This window comes from Enterobacter sp. 3U4 (assembly GCF_057224565.1).
The window spans coordinates 3502440-3520099 of the sequence record NZ_CP136665.1 but is presented as its reverse complement, the minus strand read 5'-3'; the positions used below and the strand labels follow the sequence as shown (position 1 = coordinate 3520099).

Annotated in this window: 11 protein-coding genes; 7 read left to right on the top strand and 4 right to left on the bottom strand. The window is 59.8% G+C overall.

Annotated features, from left to right (window positions below):
- The first annotated feature begins 33 nt into the window (after nucleotides 1–33).
- The 5 genes from RVY89_RS16775 to RVY89_RS16755 are packed head-to-tail and all read left to right on the top strand — an operon-like array spanning nucleotide 34 to nucleotide 11940.
- The gene (locus RVY89_RS16775; RefSeq protein ID WP_484827948.1) at nucleotides 34–7767 is read left to right on the top strand and encodes an aminotransferase class III-fold pyridoxal phosphate-dependent enzyme; all 7734 of its coding nucleotides are present in this window, start codon (nucleotides 34–36) and stop codon (nucleotides 7765–7767) included.
- Nucleotides 7764–8780: an arylesterase gene (locus RVY89_RS16770; RefSeq protein WP_484825938.1), complete on the top strand. Its 1017-nt coding sequence runs from the start codon at nucleotides 7764–7766 to the stop codon at nucleotides 8778–8780. Before RVY89_RS16775 ends, RVY89_RS16770 begins: the two co-directional genes overlap by 4 nt.
- Nucleotide 8781: 1 nt before the next feature.
- On the top strand, nucleotides 8782–9837 hold the full coding sequence (locus RVY89_RS16765; protein WP_484825937.1) for a 2Fe-2S iron-sulfur cluster-binding protein: 1056 nt from the start codon (nucleotides 8782–8784) through the stop codon (nucleotides 9835–9837).
- A complete protein-coding gene (locus tag RVY89_RS16760; RefSeq protein ID WP_484825936.1) occupies nucleotides 9831–11000 on the top strand; it encodes an alkane 1-monooxygenase in 1170 nt (389 codons plus the stop codon). The genes RVY89_RS16765 and RVY89_RS16760 overlap by 7 nt, the downstream gene beginning before the upstream one ends.
- Nucleotides 10993–11940: an alpha/beta fold hydrolase gene (locus tag RVY89_RS16755; RefSeq protein ID WP_484825935.1), complete on the top strand. Its 948-nt coding sequence runs from the start codon at nucleotides 10993–10995 to the stop codon at nucleotides 11938–11940. The genes RVY89_RS16760 and RVY89_RS16755 overlap by 8 nt, the downstream gene beginning before the upstream one ends.
- Here RVY89_RS16755 and RVY89_RS16750 read toward each other — a convergent pair.
- Nucleotides 11908–12621 carry a 4'-phosphopantetheinyl transferase family protein gene (locus RVY89_RS16750; protein WP_484825934.1) on the bottom strand — a complete coding sequence of 238 codons (714 nt, stop codon included), beginning with the start codon at nucleotides 12619–12621 and terminating at the stop codon, nucleotides 11908–11910. The two genes, RVY89_RS16755 and RVY89_RS16750, sit on opposite strands and share 33 nt — an antisense overlap.
- Nucleotides 12622–12717: 96 nt before the next feature.
- Nucleotides 12718–13566: an SDR family oxidoreductase gene (locus tag RVY89_RS16745; protein ID WP_484825933.1), complete on the bottom strand. Its 849-nt coding sequence runs from the start codon at nucleotides 13564–13566 to the stop codon at nucleotides 12718–12720.
- An 84-nt stretch (nucleotides 13567–13650) separates the two neighbouring features.
- Here RVY89_RS16745 and RVY89_RS16740 point away from each other — a divergent pair, with 84 nt between their 5' ends.
- Nucleotides 13651–14037, top strand: a complete 387-nt coding sequence (locus tag RVY89_RS16740) for a winged helix-turn-helix transcriptional regulator (protein WP_094935135.1) — start codon at nucleotides 13651–13653, stop codon at nucleotides 14035–14037.
- 98 nt (nucleotides 14038–14135) lie between these two features.
- Here the strand turns inward: RVY89_RS16740 and RVY89_RS16735 are convergent, their stop codons facing one another.
- Nucleotides 14136–16079 carry a bifunctional 2',3'-cyclic-nucleotide 2'-phosphodiesterase/3'-nucleotidase gene (locus RVY89_RS16735; protein ID WP_484825932.1) on the bottom strand — a complete coding sequence of 648 codons (1944 nt, stop codon included), beginning with the start codon at nucleotides 16077–16079 and terminating at the stop codon, nucleotides 14136–14138.
- A gap of 190 nt (nucleotides 16080–16269) precedes the next feature.
- Here RVY89_RS16735 and cysQ point away from each other — a divergent pair, with 190 nt between their 5' ends.
- A complete protein-coding gene (cysQ, locus tag RVY89_RS16730; RefSeq protein WP_484825931.1) occupies nucleotides 16270–17010 on the top strand; it encodes a 3'(2'),5'-bisphosphate nucleotidase CysQ in 741 nt (246 codons plus the stop codon).
- On the opposite strand, the gene RVY89_RS16725 is transcribed toward cysQ, so the two are convergent.
- Complete coding sequence (locus tag RVY89_RS16725) at nucleotides 17004–17561, bottom strand: YtfJ family protein (RefSeq protein ID WP_032651402.1); 558 nt, start codon at nucleotides 17559–17561, stop codon at nucleotides 17004–17006. The two genes, cysQ and RVY89_RS16725, sit on opposite strands and share 7 nt — an antisense overlap.
- Nucleotides 17562–17660 lie beyond the last annotated feature (99 nt).

Here is a 17660-nt window from a genome sequence, read left to right as displayed (position 1 = left end):
CTCATTATCTTTGAAAATATAGAGCGAATTATGATGCCGTCTCATCAGTTGTTTAACAGGGGATATCATTCCTTCAACCAGCTTTTGCCCGAACTTGCTGTTCAACAGACTACTCAGACGGCATTTGAATTCGTCCGCAGCGCCAGTGAAATTCACAGCCTAAGCTATGACCAGCTACACCAGCGCGCCGCGTCGCTTGCAGAGGCATTGATGCAGTACGGGCAGCGGGGCGACCGGATAATATTGCTCTATCCGGATGGTGAAGATTTCATTGGCGCTTTTTTTGGATGCCTTTACGCCGGCAGGGTGGCGGTTCCGGTCCCGATGCCCGCAAAATCATCAGGAAGCGCGTGGGAGCGTTTTGCTGGCGTGTTACGCGATGCGCAAACGGACTGTATTGTTACAACGGCAAAGGGGGCAGAAACGCTGGGCCAGCTATCTCTTCCGTTATCTCCTCTTATTTTTACCTTCGACAAACCCGACGCGTCCGCGCTTCCTGCGGGCTATCGTCTGCATCATCTTGAGCGCGCGTTCTCCGGGGCATTTCACCCCGTTCCGGCAGCGGAAAACGATCTGGCTTTTTTACAGTACACCTCGGGTTCGACGGGCTCTCCGAAAGGCGTGATGGTGACCCACGGCAACCTGTGGGCTAACTCGCATGCCATTCACCGCTTTTTCGGCCATCACAGCGAAAGCCGGGGCATGATCTGGCTGCCGCATTTTCATGATATGGGGCTGATTGGCGGGCTACTGCAGCCCGTGTTTGGCGCATTCCCCTGTCGGGTGATGTCGCCCATGATGTTAATGAAAAATCCCCTTAACTGGCTCAAACAGGTCTCTGACTATCAGGCCACGACCTCCGGCGGCCCTAATTTCGCCTACGAGCTGTGCGTGCGCAAGATTGGCCGAGAGCAGGTTGAGGCACTGGATCTTTCGCGCTGGGACGTGGCCTTCTGCGGCGCAGAGCCGATTCGTCCCGCCACGCTCCAGCAGTTTAGCGAGCACTTTGCGCCCGCAGGGTTTCGGCCCGGCGCGTTCCTGCCCTGCTACGGCATGGCGGAAACCACGCTCATCATCACCGGAATGGACAAAGGGCAGGGGCTTCGCGTTTCCGACGAGGCCGGTGCGGTGAGCTGCGGGCAGGCTCTGACTGATACCGAGGTGCGTATCGTCGATCCTGACCACCATCAGCCGCTTGCTGACGGTGAGAGTGGAGAAATATGGCTGCGTGGTCCGAGCGTTGCCGCCGGATACTGGGACAATGACGCCGCCACGCGCGAAACCTTCCGGGCGTCTCTGGCAGGCGATCCGTACCCGTGGCTGCGCAGCGGCGATATGGGTTTTCTCCAGTCCGGCCATTTGTACGTCACCGGACGGCTCAAAGAGCTGCTGATTATCAACGGCCAGAACCACTACCCGACGGATATTGAAGAGACGATCCGCCGGTCCGCTCCCGCGCTGGCGGAAGCGACGGTTTGCGTGTTTGCAAGTGTAGACGAGCGCCCGGTAGCGCTGCTTGAGCTGATGATGCGCCATAAAACCGATCTCGATATGGCGACGCTGGCACCGTCCGTGACCGCGGCGGTGGCGGAGCGTCACGGCATTACGCTGGATGAACTGCTCCTTGTCGAAAGAAGGGCAATTCCTCGCACCACCAGCGGGAAATTACAGCGTACCCGCGCGAAAGTGATGTATCAGCAGGGGACCCTGGAAGTGGCGTGGCGCAGCCGCCAGGACGCGTCGAAACCTGTTGAGCACGCGGGCGAAACCCCTCCCGCGCTGGCGGCACTGATTGCCGGGATAATCGGCAGCACGCTGAACACGACGATCGGCGAATCCCGGTGGGATGAGGCGTTTACTGGCTTTGGCTTGAGCTCTTTGCAGGCGGTGGGCGTCATTGGCGAACTTGAACAGCGGCTGGACCGCGAGCTCTCTCCGGCGCTGATTTACGACTATCCCACCATCAATCAGCTGGCGGCCGCGCTGGGAGAACCCGCCGCGGTCCGGCCGGTCAGCGCCGCCGTCGCGGAAAGCGCCATTGCGGTGATTGGTATCGGCGTGGAGCTGCCGGGGCATAGCGGCGTGGAGGCGCTGTGGTCGCTGCTGCAGCAGGGCCACAGCACGACCGGCGAGATCCCGGCGCAGCGCTGGCGTACCTCGTCCCTTGACGGTTTTAACCGTAAGGGCAGCTTCTTCGACGAAGTTGACGCCTTCGACGCAGGCTATTTCGGCGTCTCTCCCCGCGAAGCCGTCTATATCGATCCGCAGCATCGCCTGCTGTTAGAAACCGTTCAACAGGCGCTCACCGATGCCGGTCTTAAGGCATCCTCCCTTCGCGGGAGCGATACGGCGGTTTATGTCGGGATCAGCGCCAGCGACTATGCCCTGGCGTGCGGCGATAACGTCTCGGCCTACAGCGGCTTAGGCAACGCGCACAGCATCGCGGCCAACCGAATTTCTTATCTTTATGATTTAAAAGGGCCAAGCGTCGCCGTCGACACGGCATGCTCTTCCTCGCTGGTGGCGATAGAGGGGGCAATGCAAAGCCTGCGGGCCGGACGTAGTTCTCTGGCTATTGCCGGAGGCGTTAATCTGGCGCTGACGCCGCATTTGCAAAAAGTCTTCACCGAAGCCCAGATGCTGGCCCCCGATGGCCGGTGTAAAACCTTTGACGCCCGCGCGGATGGCTACGTTCGTGGCGAAGGGTGTGGCGTCGTGGTGCTTAAGCCGCTTTCGCAGGCGCTGGCGGATGGCGATCGGGTCTATGCCACGCTGGTGGCGAGCGCCGTGAATCAGGACGGCCGCAGCAACGGCATTACCGCGCCGAATGGCCCATCGCAGCAGGCGGTCATTCGGCAGGCAATGGCGGACGCCGGGCTGGACAGCGATAGCATTGACTATATCGAAGCGCACGGGACGGGAACGGCGCTGGGCGATCTGATTGAATATCAGGCGCTGGAAGCGGTGTTTGCGGACCGGAAAAAAAAGGCACCTGTCCAGGTGGGCTCGATTAAAACCAACATTGGCCACCTGGAAGCGGCCGCGGGCGTGCTGGGCGTGGTGAAAGCGTCTCTGATGTTGCACTACCGGCAATACGTGCCGCACCTCAACTTCCAGCATAAAAACCCGCATATTGCGGCGATTAGCCGTCATGTTGAGGTGAGTGGCACGCAGTCTGCCTCATGGCATGCCGATGGTGACGCACGCTACGCGGGCGTAAGCAGCTTTGGCTTCGGCGGCACCAACGGTCACGTGATTTTGCGCAGCGCGCCAGCGGTGGAAAAACGCCAGGAGCCCGCTGCGCCGCACGCCCTGCTTCTGGTCGGTTCACATGATGAAGGGGCGTTTACCCTTCAGCGGGAGGCGATCGGAATAGGCTTGTCCGCCTGCCAGGAGAGCGATATCGCCACCTGGTGCCGTCTGGTGAACACCCGCTACGATGCGGCCCGCTTTCGCGGCGTGGCGTATGGCGCGGACCGCGCCCAGCTGGCGGAAAGCCTTGCGCAGCTGACGGCCTGCAAGGCGGGTAAAGCCCAGCCTCAGGTCTGGCTCTTCCCGGGGCAGGGCACCCAGCAAATCGGCATGGGGGCCGAGCTGTATCACCATCTGTCGCACTATCGCGCCCAGTTTGACGCGCTGGCGGCGACCATCCTGAAGCGTTATCAGATTGATATCACGCAGGCGCTATTTTCCCGTGACGATAGCTGGCAGCGCTGCGCCAGAACCTGTCAGCTCTCATTATTTGCCTGTAGCTACGCGCTTGCTCAGAGCGTCATGCAGTTTGGTCCCCGTCCGGCTGCCGTGATGGGGCACAGCCTGGGAGAGTACTGCGCGGCGGTCATCGCTGGCTATCTCTCGCTGGACGACGGGCTGGCTATGGTTCATCAGCGCGCGCTGTTGATGTCAGCCCTGACGCAGGAAGGGGCGATGGCGGTTGTTTTCAGCGGTGAAGCCGAGGTGCGCCAGCTCATTTCGCCGTGGGCGGGCGATATTGATATTGCCGCATTCAACACGCCGACGCTGACCACCATCGCAGGCAGCCAGACGGCGATTAACGCCTGCCTCCAGGCCATTTCTTCTCAGGGCGGCCACGCCAGAAAAATTAAAACCGCCAGCGCATTCCACTCCTCGATGATGGATCCGATCCTCGGCGCCTGGCGCGAGTGGCTGGTCAACAACGTCACCTTCACCCGCGGGACGATCCCCTTTTACAGCAACCTGACCGGCGAGGCGTGCGGTCAAACCGACGCCGACTACTGGACCCGGCAAATTCGCCAGCCCGTGCGTTTCCTTCAGGGCGTGCAAAACGTGCTTGCGCAGGGTGAGTTCACCTTTATCGATCTGAGCGCGGACAGTTCGCTGGGCAAATTTGTGACCGCCACCGACCGCCGTCACCGGGTGCTGGCCGCAGGCGATCGGCGACATGAGTACAAATCACTGCTGACGCTGCTGGGAAAGCTGTGGCAGCAAGGGCACGACATCAACTGGAGCGGGCTGTACCACGCGACCACGCGGGAGGCGTTAAACCTGCCTGCTATCCAGTTCTGCCGCAAACGTTACTGGCTGGCGGATGAGACGCCAGCGCAGACCCCATCTGCAAAAGAGGACGCTATGTCAAATCAACACCATTTAGCCGCTGAAATAAAAGCGATTATTGCCGGTTTTCTTGAGGCGGATCCCGCCACGCTTGACGACGAACTGCCCTTCCTGGAAATGGGGGCGGATTCGCTGGTGCTGCTGGATGCCATCAATACCATTAAGGACCGCTACGGCGTGGCCATCCCGGTGCGGGCGCTGTTTGAAGAGCTCAATACGCTGGACGCGGTGATCGGTTATGTGGTGGAGCACGCGCAGCCAGCGGCGGCTGTTCCGCCGAGCGCGACCGAAACCGCCGAGCAGGCGGCGCAGCCTGTCGTGGCCATGCCGGAAACCAGCAAGCCGGTGCCTGGCGCAGTTCAGGATCTGATTGCCCGCCAGCTGGAGCTTATGTCCCAGCAGCTCACGCTGCTCAACGGCACGGCGCAGACTCTCCCGATGCCCGTCGCACCAAAGATGCCGGACGTCATCGCGCCAGCGCCTGTTGCAACCCCGGCCGCACCGGTGAAGGCCAGCGCGCACAGCAGCTGGTTTAAAAAAGAGACGAAAAAGGTCTCTCTGGGCACCGGGCGCGACCAGCATCTGGCGCAGCTCACCCAGCGGTTTGTCGATAAAACGGGCGGGTCGAAACGCAATGCCCAGCAGTACCGCGCCGTGCTGGCGGACAACCGGGCCTCTGCGGGCTTTCGTTTATCGACCAAAGAGATGCTTTACCCCTTAGTGGGGGAACGCTCTCAGGGATCGCGCATCTGGGACGTTGATGGCAACGAGTATATTGATTTTACGATGGGGTTTGGCGCCAACCTGCTGGGTCATGCGCCGGACTGCGTGCAGCAGGCCGTTGCCGACCAGCTGGCGCGGGGCATGCAGATTGGGCCGCAAAGCGCCCTGGCGGGCGAGGTGGCAACGCTTATCAGCGAGCTGACCGGCCAGCAGCGGGTGGCATTTTGTAACTCCGGCTCTGAAGCGGTAATGAGCGCCGTGCGCCTGGCGCGCGCCGTGACGGGGAAAAACAAAGTCGCGCTGTTTAGCGGCTCATATCACGGCGTGTTTGACGGTATTCTGGGGCGGCAGCAGGGCGGCGAAAATCCCGAGCGCGCCACGCCGATTGCCGCCGGCACGCCGCCATCGCTGGTGGACGACCTGCTGGTGCTCGATTACGGCAGCGAAGAGAGCCTGGCGCTTATCGCCCGCTATGCCGCCGAGCTGGCGGTGGTGATCGTCGAACCGGTGCAGAGCCGTTATCCCGATCATCAGCCACGCGAATACCTGCATACCCTGCGTGAACTGACGACGACCCACAACATTGCGCTGATGTTTGACGAGGTGATCACCGGTTTCCGTCTGGCGGCCGGCGGCGCGCAGGCGTATTACGGCGTTCAGGCGGATATTGCCTCCTACGGAAAGATTGTCGGCGGCGGTATGCCGATCGGCGTGATTGCAGGCTCTGCCCGCTTTATGGACAGTATCGACGGCGGATTCTGGCAGTATGGCGATGACTCCTGGCCGCAGGCTGAACTGATCTTCTTTGCCGGTACGTTCTCAAAGCATCCGCTGACCATGGCGGCAAGCAAAGCCGTGCTGGAGTACATCAAAGCCCACCCGGCGCTGTATGACGATATCAATCAAAAAACCGCGCGTCTGGCGATGTCGCTAAATAGCTGGTTCTCTGCAACCGGCACGCCGATTGAGATCGTCTCTGCCGGCAGCCTGTTCCGTTTCAAATTCAACGGTAACTTCGACATCCTTTTCCACCACCTGATGCTGCGCGGCATTTTCATCTGGGAAGGGCGTAACTGCTTTGTCTCGGTCGCACACGCTGACGAGGATATCGACCGGTTTATTGCGGCGGTAAAAGAGAGCGTTAACGCCATGCGCGTGGACGGTTTCTTTGGGCAGGCCGGATTACGCCCCGACACGCGCTATGCCGTTGCGGACAGCCAGCAGCGTTTTCTGCAGCTGGCCGCGCAGGATGAAAGCGGGCTGTTGGCCGGGACGATCGGCGGCGTCATTGAAACGCCGCGCAGCGTAGACAGCGACATCATGCGCGCCGCCTGGCAACTGCTGTGCGAGCGCCATGACGCGCTGCGCATGCAGTTTACCGACGCGGGCGAACTTCAGGTGGCCCAGGTGCCCTCAGTCGATCTCCGCGAGGAATACGCGGCGCCTGCCGCCTGCCTCGCTGAGTTTGCCGCGCGTCCCTTTGAACTGACCGCTGCGCCGCTGGCCCGCCTGCTGCTGGTTCGCCATGAGGGGAAAACCACGCTCGCGATCGCGGCACATCATACGGTGGTGGATGGCTGGTCGTTCATGGTCATGCTGCGCGAGCTGCTGCATCTTTACGATGCGCTGGCGTCGGGAAATCGTCCTGAGCTGGCGGCTGCGGCAAGCTATCTGCAGGCTATCCGTGCGCAGAACATTGTCAGCGAGGCTGAGCTACCTGCGCGTCTTGCGGCGCTTCCAGCGCGCCGGGTAACGCCGGAAGTTCTGTGCGTGCAGGACCCCTCCCTGACGTATCAGGGGCAGCGGCTGGTACAGCGCTTGTCGTATCCCGGCCTGACCGCACAGCTGCGCAAAGCCTCCGCCGAGCTGCGGGTGACCCGCTTCGCGATGCTGAATGCGCTCTTTACCCTGACGCTTGAGAAGGCGGTCGGCCACACCCAGGTGCCGGTCGGCGTGCCGGATGCCGGGCGGGAATTCGGGCAGGGCGACGCGCTTGTCGGCCAGTGCGTCAGGCTGTTGCCGCTATGTATCGACAGCGCTGTCTGCGCGTCGGTGTCCGGGGTTGCCAGGGCAATCCATGACGGTATCCTCGCGCAGCGCGGCGAGCCCGCACTGCCGTCACGCTGCTTCCACGGTCAGGATGCGCCGCTTCCTCTGCTGGCGACCTTTAACGTCGAGCCGCATGCTCCGCTGGCAGAAATGCGGCAGTGGGAGGCCAGCCTGTCGCTGCTCCCGATCGGCGCCGTCGAATTCCCGCTGATGGTTAACATTCTCGAGACGAAAGAGGGGCTGTCCGTCGAGCTGGATTACCAGATGCGCTATTTCACCGAGGCGAGTGCCCGCGCGTTACTGGAGCACTTCCTGAAGGCGATAACCGTGCTGGCCGAGCAGGGAGAAGAGGCTGCCGAAGCACTGTTCTCGTCGTCAGAGGCGCTGGCCGCATCATGAAAAAGCTGATGATTTTCATCCTCGGGGGAGCCGTGCTGGCGTTCGTGGTTAATCTGCTGATTGATGCCGGACTGTTTTATCAGGTGCAGGAGCGCGGCGGTGAGCAGTGCCAGAAAGTTACCGGCATTGAGGGCGCGGAAGATATCGCTCCCTTATCGGATGGCGGGGCAATAGCCAGTAGCCTCAACCGGCACGGCAGCTCGCCCGGGGCGCTGTATTACCTCAACGGCAGCGACCAGCCGCGGCGATTGGCCGGTGACTATCCGGATGCCTTCTTCCCGCACGGTATCGACGTCTGGCAGCAGGAGGGCGAGACGTGGGTCTACGTGGTGAACCACCGCCCCCAGGAGGACAGCATTGACGTGTTTCGCTTTAATCGTGCGCAGATGCGTCTCGAGTATCAGCCCGCCCTGTCGCGCGCGGTCGGACACAATATCAACGATATCAGCGTGATTGATAAAACCCGCTGGCTGCTGACGCGGGATCACCGCTGGACGGGCTTCGCCGGGCGCATAGAGGATTATCTGCGACTGCCGCTCTCCAGCGTTATGCTGGCAGACGAGGCGGGGCTGCATACCCTGATCGATGGCCTGCATTTTGCGAACGGCATTTACTACAGCCGACCGCGGGGGCGTCTGTACGTGGCGGAAACCACCCGCGGCGCGGTGAGCAGCTGGGCGTGGCGACCAGACGACGCTGCGCCCGTCCTGCTGGGACGTATCAACGGTCTGCATGGCGTCGACAATATCCTGCCGGACGGGCAGGGCATGCTGGCGGCGGCGCACCCGCAGCTTCTGAAGCTGGCCGCCTATCAGAAAGATGCCCAGGCGCGTTCACCGTCTATGGTTTGGCGGCTGACAACCGGCGCACGGGGTGAAATCAGTCACGCCACTCTTTTCTATCAAAGCCACGGTGCGTCGCTGGCGGCAGTCAGCGTTGCCGCGCCCGTGGGCGGAAAAGTGATGATGGGCAGCGTCTTTGACGACGGGCTGCTGCTGTGCGGGGAGCAATAAGATGCTGAAGAGATGGTTTTCCCGCCGCGGTCATTTTCAGGGGACGCTTGAGGGACATGAATTCCCCCTGCCGTCCGGCCATACGCTTCTCGAAAGCGCGCTCAACGCCGGCGTTTCCCTGCCGTATAGCTGCCAGGTCGGCTCGTGTAAATCCTGCCTTTGCCGGGTAACGAGCGGCAAGGTGCGTTCGCTTGTCGACCTGAGCTATTTGCTCAGCCAGGAAGAGATTGCCGCCGGCCACGTGCTGGCATGCCAGTGCCTGCCGGAATCGGATTTGACGCTGGCCGCGGCATCCACGGCCTGGACGCCTGCGCGAGTTGAGCGGGCTGTTGCGCTCTCATCCACGGTATGGCGCGTGACGCTGCTGGCGGAGCAGGCGTTGCCCTTTCAGCCTGGACAATACGTTCAGGTCTGTCTCGAAAAGGATAAGGATATCCGGAGCTTTTCCGTGAGCTGGCCGAGCCGGGGGCGAGAGATTGTTCTGGATATCACGCGCCGTGAAGAGGGGCGACTCTCCCCGCTGCTGTGTGATGAACAGGGGATTGAACGGAAGGTGTGGCTCTCAGACTGCCGGGGGCAGTTCGGCCAGCAGGATGACGGTAACGGTCCGCTGCTGGCTATCGCCAGTGGTTCGGGACTGGGAACGACGCTGGGTCTGGTCCGCGCCGCGCTGGCGCGTCATCCCCACCGTGAGGTCATGCTGATCCACGCGGTTCGCAGGCGGCAGGACACATTCGACCTGCAGGAACTGCAGCGTCTGCGTCAGCGCCATCCCGGTTTTCACTATCTGCACGCGTTATCCCGGGAGCGTGAGGTTCAGGCGCTGGAGCTGGCAGGACGCATTACCTGCTGGCTGGACGACTGGCGCGCCCTCTATCCCCGCCGGACGGCGGTTGCCGAATGGCGCGTCGTGATTTGCGGCAATCCCGCGCTGGCGCAGGCGTGTCGGCAGAGGCTGCTCGCCGGAGGGGTGATGAGCCACTTGCTTGAAATGGACTGCTTCTCGCCGCCGGTCGGTGCAAAAAACAGTCATAACAATAAGGAGCCCGTATGTTGAGTTACCTGAGATTTGCCCTTGTCCCCTGCGTTTTTTTACCGCTAACCGCGCTCACAACCGTGCTCGGCGGCGTGTGGATCGTCGTCTCCATGCTCTGCGTGACGCTGAGCTATGTCTTCTTCGATAACGCAACCACGCACGACACCGCCGATCGCCACTACCGGCTTCCGGCGCTGCTGGAAATCATCCCGTATTTACAGCTTCCGGCCGCGCTGCTGGCGTTGTTTACCCTTATCTGGCAGGCCGCTCCGGGCGATCTGCTCGGATTTGGCGCATGGCTGACCGCCCTGACCGGTTACAACATCATGGGGCAACATCACCTTACTGTGCCGGAACTGCTGCTGGCGGCGGCCTCCACTGGCTATACCATGAGCACTAACACCGTGGTAGCCCATGAGCTTATCCACAAAACTCACAGTTTGATGGCGATGATGGTCGGGCGCTGGCTTCTGGCGCTGGTCGGCGATGCGCAGTTTTCGATTTCACACGTCTATTCGCATCATCCTAACGTGGCGACCCCGGCGGACGGCGCGACGGCGCGTCGCGGGGAGAATGTGTATCGCTTCTTTATCCGCTCTTCTCTGTCACAGTATGTTGAATCCTGGCAGGTGGAAGCGCAGCGGCTTTCACATCAGAACCGGCGCGGCGCCATGCTGGCGAACCGGGTAACGCGCGGGGTGCTGATGAGCCTGCTGATCGTGGCGGTCTGCTTTATGGCGGCGGGCGTCAGGGGCGCGCTGGCGTGTCTGGTGACCATGCTGGTCTCTAAATTCCTGTTTGAAACGGTGAATTACATCCAGCACTACGGTCTGGTCCGCCTTCCAGGCACGCGCGTGGAGCCGCGACACAGCTGGGATTGTAATAACCGGGCCTCGTCGGCCGGTCTGCTGAACCTGACGCGCCACTCCGATCATCACACCCATCCCCGTCGTGAATACTGGAATTTGCAGGCGCACAGCTACGCGGTGGGAATAGAAAAAGGGTATGTCGCCCATATATTTTACGCGCTGATACCGCCGCTGTGGTTTAAGCGAATGGAGGCAAAACTCGCGTACTGGGACGAACACGTAGCCAGCGACGCGGAGCGCGCCCTGATCCGACAGTCTGCATCATCCGCGGTTAATTCCACTGTTCCCTGTGTTTCCGGAGAGTCCCATGAGTGAGCAATTTGATCGTCTGATTGAGCAAGCCTACCAGCAGTATCGTGGACCCGCCTACCTGCGCTCGCCGATGGTTTCATGCGTGAAGGTCGGAATTCGTCTGATGGATCGGGTTGTGCCGGGGGCGACCGCCGACTGGCTGGGTAATCGGTTTTTTACGCCGCGCCGGGTGCCGACGCGTGCAGGCGATAAAGAGATGACGGCGCTGGCGAGCCGCATTGAGTCTCTCCCTTTGAGCAATGGTAAACATGCGGTGGTGTACCGCTGGGGAAGCGCGGGACCTACCGTGCTGTTAGCCCACGGCTGGGAGTCGAGGGCTTCCCACTTTGGCAGACTGATCAAAGCGCTGGTCGAAAAAGGCTTTCAGGTCATCGGGTTTGACGCCCCTGCACATGGTAACGCGGCAGGGCATCAGAGCAGCATCGTCGAGTTCATTGAAATCATTGACCAACTGGCGCAACAGGAAGGCGGTTTTGACGCGATTGTGGCGCACTCTTTTGGCGGGTTATCCGTCATTAATGCGGTAAAGGCGGGATTGCGGACCCGCGCGCTGGTTATCGTAGGCGCGCCGACGCACTTTAGCGGGCTGGTCACGAAATATGCCGCGATCCTGAACCTCCCGGGACGCCAGCAGCAGAGGCTGCGCCGGTATATTGAAGGGTACTTTGGCATTGGCGAGGCGGTCTGGCAGCGCTTTAACGCTTACGAGGGGCTGCAGCAGGTCGATCAGCCCGCTCTTGTAATTCACGACAGCAGCGATGACATCGTATTGCGGGTCGAAGCGGAATGCCTGGTAAAAGCCTGGCCCGGCGCGAGGCTGGCAGAGACCCACGGTCAGGGGCATAACCCGCTGCGCCGTCCGGGGGAGGGGATCGACATGGTGATGACGTATCTGGCTCCCTTGCTGACGTCAGGCTATGAGCGTGATAACCCTGTTGCCTGATAGCTGATAATAGCCCTGGATTCGGCTGCCCTTTACGCGTTGGGGGGAAAGCGTCCGGGTCAGCTCCAGGGCGATTCTTTGCCGTTCAGGCGCGATGTGGCACACGCGGGCCGCGTCAAAATCGAGGGCGCGGCCAACCTCAGGATAGAGCGCCTTATAGAGACTCTCTTTTGCGGAAAAGGTGATGAGTAGCGCGCTGGCATCGTCGATCTGGCTGGCGGCAAGACGCTCCCGCTCCTGCGGTGTGGTAAACAGATGCGCCGTCCGCTGCATCATCTCGGGTGCCAGCAACTCAATGTCGACGCCCGGCGTCAGGCCCGATGCCTCTGGCGCAACGACCGCCAGCGCCCACTCATGAGAATGTGACAGGCTTCCCCGCCAGCCGGAAGGCCACACCGGAGAGCGGTCCGGCGCGCTGCCCGGCGTAGCGTCACAGCCGAAGGATTTCAGCACCCGTTGCGCGGCATAGCGTGCCGCAAGATACTCCGCCCTACGTTTTACCACGGCGCTGTTGAGCGGGCCGGGAAAGGAGATGCCCCATTTATCAAAGAGCCCGTCATGATAATCACGCGCGGTGAATGAGACCAGGCAGTAGCGCAGAGCGGGAAAAGCGTCGACGTTGCCCATCTCTACGGAGTGAATAAAAGGGAGCGCGGAATCCGTGTTTATTACAGTCAACATTGCGGGATATCGGTATCTGTCGGGAGGACAGAATGCCACATAAGTGCGGGCCGGGTAAGGGGAATCACCCGGCCGCGGGAGATAACGGTCAGGCCGTTACAGAATGGCTTTAATGCTCTGCGCCAGCGGCGTGGTGGCGCGCCCGATCAGTTTGCTCAGCGTATGGCTGTCGTCAAAGAGCCCGCCTTTGGAGGCCCCGACATCGGAGTCCGCCAGCATATCGGCCAGACCGGCAGGCAGGCCGACGCTCTTCAGCGCGGCGGCAAAATCCGCTTCACTGAGATTCTGGTAGGTGACCGGCTTCCCGCTCTGTTTGCTGAGTTCAGCCGCCAGTTCGCTCAGCGTCCAGCCGTGGTCGCCCGCCAGTTCATACACCTTGCCTTCATGGCCCTCTTCAGCAATCACTTTGGCTGCCGCCGCGGCATAGTCTGCGCGGGTGGCAGAGGCAATTTTGCCTTCGCCTGCCGCACCAATAAACACGCCGTGTTCCAGCGCTGGCGGCGCGCTCGCCAGGTAGTTTTCGGTATACCAGCCGTTGCGCAGCAGGGCATAAGGAATCCCGGACGCCGCCAGCGCTTTTTCAGTGGCAACGTGTTCAACGTGCAGGCCGAGCGGCGAGGTATCCGCATGCAGCAGGCTGGTGTAGGCGATAAATTTCACGCCTGCCGTTTTGGCGGCGTTAATTACGTTCTGGTGCTGGGTTGCGCGCTGGCCGACTTCGCTGGACGAGATCAGCAGCAGTTTATCCACGCCGCTCAGCGCAGCGGCGAAGGCGGCTTCATCCGTGTAGTCTGCCTGACGAACCACAATCCCCTGCTGGCTTAAGGCTTGCGCTTTCGCCGGGTTACGTACGATGGCCACAATCTGGCTGGCCGGTACGGTTTTCAACAGCTGTTCGATAACGAGATGGCCAAGCTGGCCGGTGGCGCCGGTAATCGCGATCATGATGAATCTCCTTCGTGTTTGTCTGGTGTTGTGGCACACTAGCACCATAGCTAACTTTTAGTAAGTACGTACAAAAAGGTAAGTATGAAAACAACGATACCGACGCTCAGCGAACAAATGCGCGATGGCAATCTTTTCGCGGAACAGTGCCCTTCGCGCGAGGTGCTCAAACACGTGACCAGCCGCTGGGGAGTCCTGATTCTGCTGGCCCTGCGCCAGGGAACGCATCGCTTTAGCGATCTGCGCCGTAAAATGGGCGGGGTGAGTGAAAAGATGCTGTCCCAGTCGCTCCAGGCGCTGGAGCTGGACGGATTTGTCGATCGCGTGTCGTATCCAGTGGTGCCGCCGCACGTAGAGTATAGCCTGACGCCGCTGGGTATTGAGGTGAGCGAGAAGGTCGCCGCGCTGGCGGACTGGATTGAGGTGAATACGCCGAAGGTGATGGCGAACAGGGACGATCGTGCGGCGTAGAAGCCGGGTATGTGCGGCCTGATGCACTCACCCTGGCCCTCTCCCACAGGGAGAGGGAACAAACACCAAAAACGGCAACGTGCGTTGCCGTTTTGCTTTTACCTGCTCAAATCCACCTGATAAATCGCGAACCCAATATCATCCGTCGCGACCTGTTTCATCGGATACTGCGCCTTCTCCTTAATAAATGCGGCTGCCTTGTCGGACGGTGACGTTTCAAAGCGGATATCCAGCGGCGTATCGCTGTGGATCGGCGCGAGACGCCAGTTGTTGTCCACTGCCGGATGAATTTCTCCCGCCTTTTTCGACTCCGCGCTGATCCACGCCGCCAGCACCGAGCGGTTCTCATCAGGAGAAGCAAAGGCGATGTGGCTATCGCCCGTACCGGCAAATTTACCGCCGTAGGCACGGTAGTTATTGGTCACCACCAGGAAGGTGGCATTCGGGTCAATCGCCTTGCCGTTGAAGGTCAGGTTTTTAATGCGCTCCGCCTGCGGGTTGATCGCCTGACACTCACCGTCATATTTCGCCGGCTGGGTGACGTCAATCTGGTAGTTCACGCCGTCGATCACGTCGAAGTTGTAGGTGCGGAAGCCGTCCCAGTTAATCAGCGACTGCGGCTTGCTGCTGTGCGGGTCAATCTGGTTAAACTGTCCGGCTGAGCACTCCAGCCACTCTTTTACCTCTTTGCCGGTGGCTTTAACCACCACCAGCGTATTCGGATAGAGATAGAGGTCGGCGGCATTACGGAAGGTGAGCTGGCCCTTTTCGACCTCAACATAGCTTGCCGGGTCATTCTTACGCCCGCCCACCTTGAATGGCGCAGCGGCTGACAGAACCGGCAGTTTTGCCAGATCCGGATCGCCCTGCACAAAGTGTTCGGCATAGGCTTTCTGCGCCATGTTGACGACCTGAACGGTCGGGTCGTCCTGAACCAGCGCCAGGAAGCTGTACATGTTGTCGGCGGATTTGCCGATCGGCTTGCTGACGAATTCGCGCGTGGCGTCGTGATCGTGCTTCAGCACGTCGACCAGTTTTTTATCTTCAGCCGCCAGAGATTTTTTAGCCGCAGCGTCGTAGATCGGGCGCGCTTCGGCTTTTGACTGCGTCACCTTCCAGCGGTCGCCGTCGTTATTCAGCACCAGATCCACCACGCCAAGATGGTCGCCCCACATGCCCGGCATTACCGACGGCACGCCGTTGAGCGTTCCTTTCTCAATATCCGCCCCTTTGATGCTGGCGAAATCTTTGCCCGGGAAGACCGCGTGGGCGTGGCCGAACAGGATCGCGTCGATGCCCGGAACTTCACTCAGATAGTAAACGGAGTTTTCTGCCATGGCCTGGTACGGATCGGCGGAGAGACCCGAGTGGGCGACAACGACCACCAGATCGGCGCCTTTTTTACGCATTTCCGGCACGTATTTGCGCGCGGTTTCGGTGATGTCGTTAACGGTCACTTTACCGTCCAGGTTGGCTTTATCCCACGTCATGATCTGCGGCGGTACAAAACCGATATAGCCGATTTTTAGCGTCTGTTTTTTACCCTCCCGGTCGACGACGCTAGTCTCTTTAATCAGGTAAGGGGTAAAGAGCGGCTTTTGGGTCTTAACGTCGATGATATTGGCATTAACGTACGGGAATTTCGCACCGGCGAGCGCATCGTACAGGTATGTCAGACCATAGTTGAATTCGTGGTTGCCGAGGTTGCCGACGGTGTAGTCCAGGGTGCTCATTGCTTTATAAACAGGATGGATCTCGCCTTTTTTCAGCCCCTTGGTCGCCATGTAATCGCCGAGCGGACTGCCCTGAATGAGATCGCCATTGTCGACCAGCACGCTGTTTTTCACTTCGCCACGCGCCGCATTGATCAAACTTGCCGTACGTACCAGTCCGAATTTTTCCGTTGGGGTATCTTTGTAGTAATCGAAGTCCATCATGTTGCTGTGCAGATCGGTCGTTTCCAGAATACGCAGATCTACCGTCGCCGCCTGAACGCTCGCTGCAATCAGCGTCGCCAGAAGCGTTGCACTAAACTTAATCATCAGAGGAGTCCTTTTTTCGATGCAGTCCACAAAAGAGTATGTATCTATAGCTTGTTGCTTACAGAAATGTGAATCCTGACAGAAAAAAGTAACCTGAAACCGGAATTGCTTCACAGATAGCGGAATTGTTCACATTACGATATAACTAAAACAAAGAGTTAACCTCACTGCGTTAACAAAGAGGTGGAAAATGCTAGATAAAATTTGTCAGCTCGCACGGGATGCGGGAGACGCCATCATGCAGGTGTATGACGGTATTAAGCCTATGGAGGTCGTCAGCAAAGCGGACGACTCTCCGGTCACGGCGGCGGATATCGCGGCGCATAAGGTGATCCTGAAAGGGTTACAGGCCTTAACGCCGGACATCCCCGTTCTGTCAGAAGAAGCGCCGCAAAGCTGGGACGAGCGCCAGCACTGGCAGCGCTACTGGCTGGTCGATCCGCTGGACGGGACAAAAGAGTTCATCAAGCGTAACGGTGAATTCACCGTCAATATCGCCCTGATTGAGAAGGGTAAAGCGGTGCTGGGCGTAGTCTACGCGCCGGTGATGAAGGTGATGTACAGCGCCGCAGAAGGGAAGGCGTGGAAGGAAGAGTGCGGCGTGCGCAAGCAGATCCAGGTGCGCGATGCGCGTCCGCCGCTGGTGGTGATTAGCCGCTCGCACAGCGACAGCGAGCTGCAGGAGTACCTGCAGCAGCTGGGTGAACATCAGACCACCTCGATTGGCTCATCGCTGAAATTCTGCCTGGTAGCGGAAGGCCATGCGCAGCTCTACCCCCGCTTTGGGCCAACCAACGTCTGGGATACCGCGGCAGGTCATGCCGTTGCCGCGGCTGCCGGAGCGCACGTTCATGACTGGCAGGGCAAGACGCTGGACTATACCCCGCGCGAATCCTTCCTCAACCCCGGCTTCCGCGTCTCGATTTATTGAGCCAGCAGCTTATGCAGCAGGTCGACAACCTGCTGCACCTCTTCCTGAGTTAACGCGCCGTCTTTCACCCACTGTACGCGGCCCTCTTTATCCAGCACGATAATCGCGGAGCTCTCTTCCTCCAGCTGCCAGGCCTTACGGGTTACGCCGTTACTGTCAACGATAAACTGCGACCACGGATAGAGCTTTTTATTGCTCTCAAGGCTTGAGCGCACAAACATCCCGGAGCCCGGAATGGCGTCATCTGTGTTAACAATGGTGGTCGTCTGGTAGCGGTCGTGAGGGAATTTTGCGGCCTTGATCGCTTCCACCAGGTTGGCATTTTTCTCTTTTGCGGATGTACGACCGGCAATATGTTGTACAACTCTCACTTTGCCCGCAAGCTGCGCGCTATTCCAGGCTTTGTAGCTAAACTTATCATTGTCGAGAATCAATTCTCCCCGGTCAGCAATGCCGACTGGCGGTACACGTTGTCCTTTTTCAATGCTGTGAGCGGAAGCCCACAGGGGCAGCAGCAGGCAGGCTGCTGCAAGGATATTACGTAGGGTCATGGCGTTTCCTTATTGTTTGCAGGTGATCCGACCACTTGGTCTTGCGCTTTTAATCATAAGTGCGATCAATGTGGTTTTCCCGCAATCCCGATGCCAGTT

Bases quoted from the DNA above. Each gene is read 5' to 3' on its own strand.
- RVY89_RS16775 (WP_484827948.1), top strand. From the start codon at position 34: ATGCCGTCTCATCAGTTGTTTAACAGGGGATATCATTCCTTCAACCAG.
- RVY89_RS16770 (WP_484825938.1), top strand. From the start codon at position 7,764: ATGAAAAAGCTGATGATTTTCATCCTCGGGGGAGCCGTGCTGGCGTTC.
- RVY89_RS16765 (WP_484825937.1), top strand. From the start codon at position 8,782: ATGCTGAAGAGATGGTTTTCCCGCCGCGGTCATTTTCAGGGGACGCTT.
- RVY89_RS16760 (WP_484825936.1), top strand. From the start codon at position 9,831: ATGTTGAGTTACCTGAGATTTGCCCTTGTCCCCTGCGTTTTTTTACCG.
- RVY89_RS16755 (WP_484825935.1), top strand. From the start codon at position 10,993: ATGAGTGAGCAATTTGATCGTCTGATTGAGCAAGCCTACCAGCAGTAT.
- RVY89_RS16750 (WP_484825934.1), bottom strand. From the start codon at position 12,621: ATGTTGACTGTAATAAACACGGATTCCGCGCTCCCTTTTATTCACTCC.
- RVY89_RS16745 (WP_484825933.1), bottom strand. From the start codon at position 13,566: ATGATCGCGATTACCGGCGCCACCGGCCAGCTTGGCCATCTCGTTATC.
- RVY89_RS16740 (WP_094935135.1), top strand. From the start codon at position 13,651: ATGAAAACAACGATACCGACGCTCAGCGAACAAATGCGCGATGGCAAT.
- RVY89_RS16735 (WP_484825932.1), bottom strand. From the start codon at position 16,079: ATGATTAAGTTTAGTGCAACGCTTCTGGCGACGCTGATTGCAGCGAGC.
- cysQ (WP_484825931.1), top strand. From the start codon at position 16,270: ATGCTAGATAAAATTTGTCAGCTCGCACGGGATGCGGGAGACGCCATC.
- RVY89_RS16725 (WP_032651402.1), bottom strand. From the start codon at position 17,561: ATGACCCTACGTAATATCCTTGCAGCAGCCTGCCTGCTGCTGCCCCTG.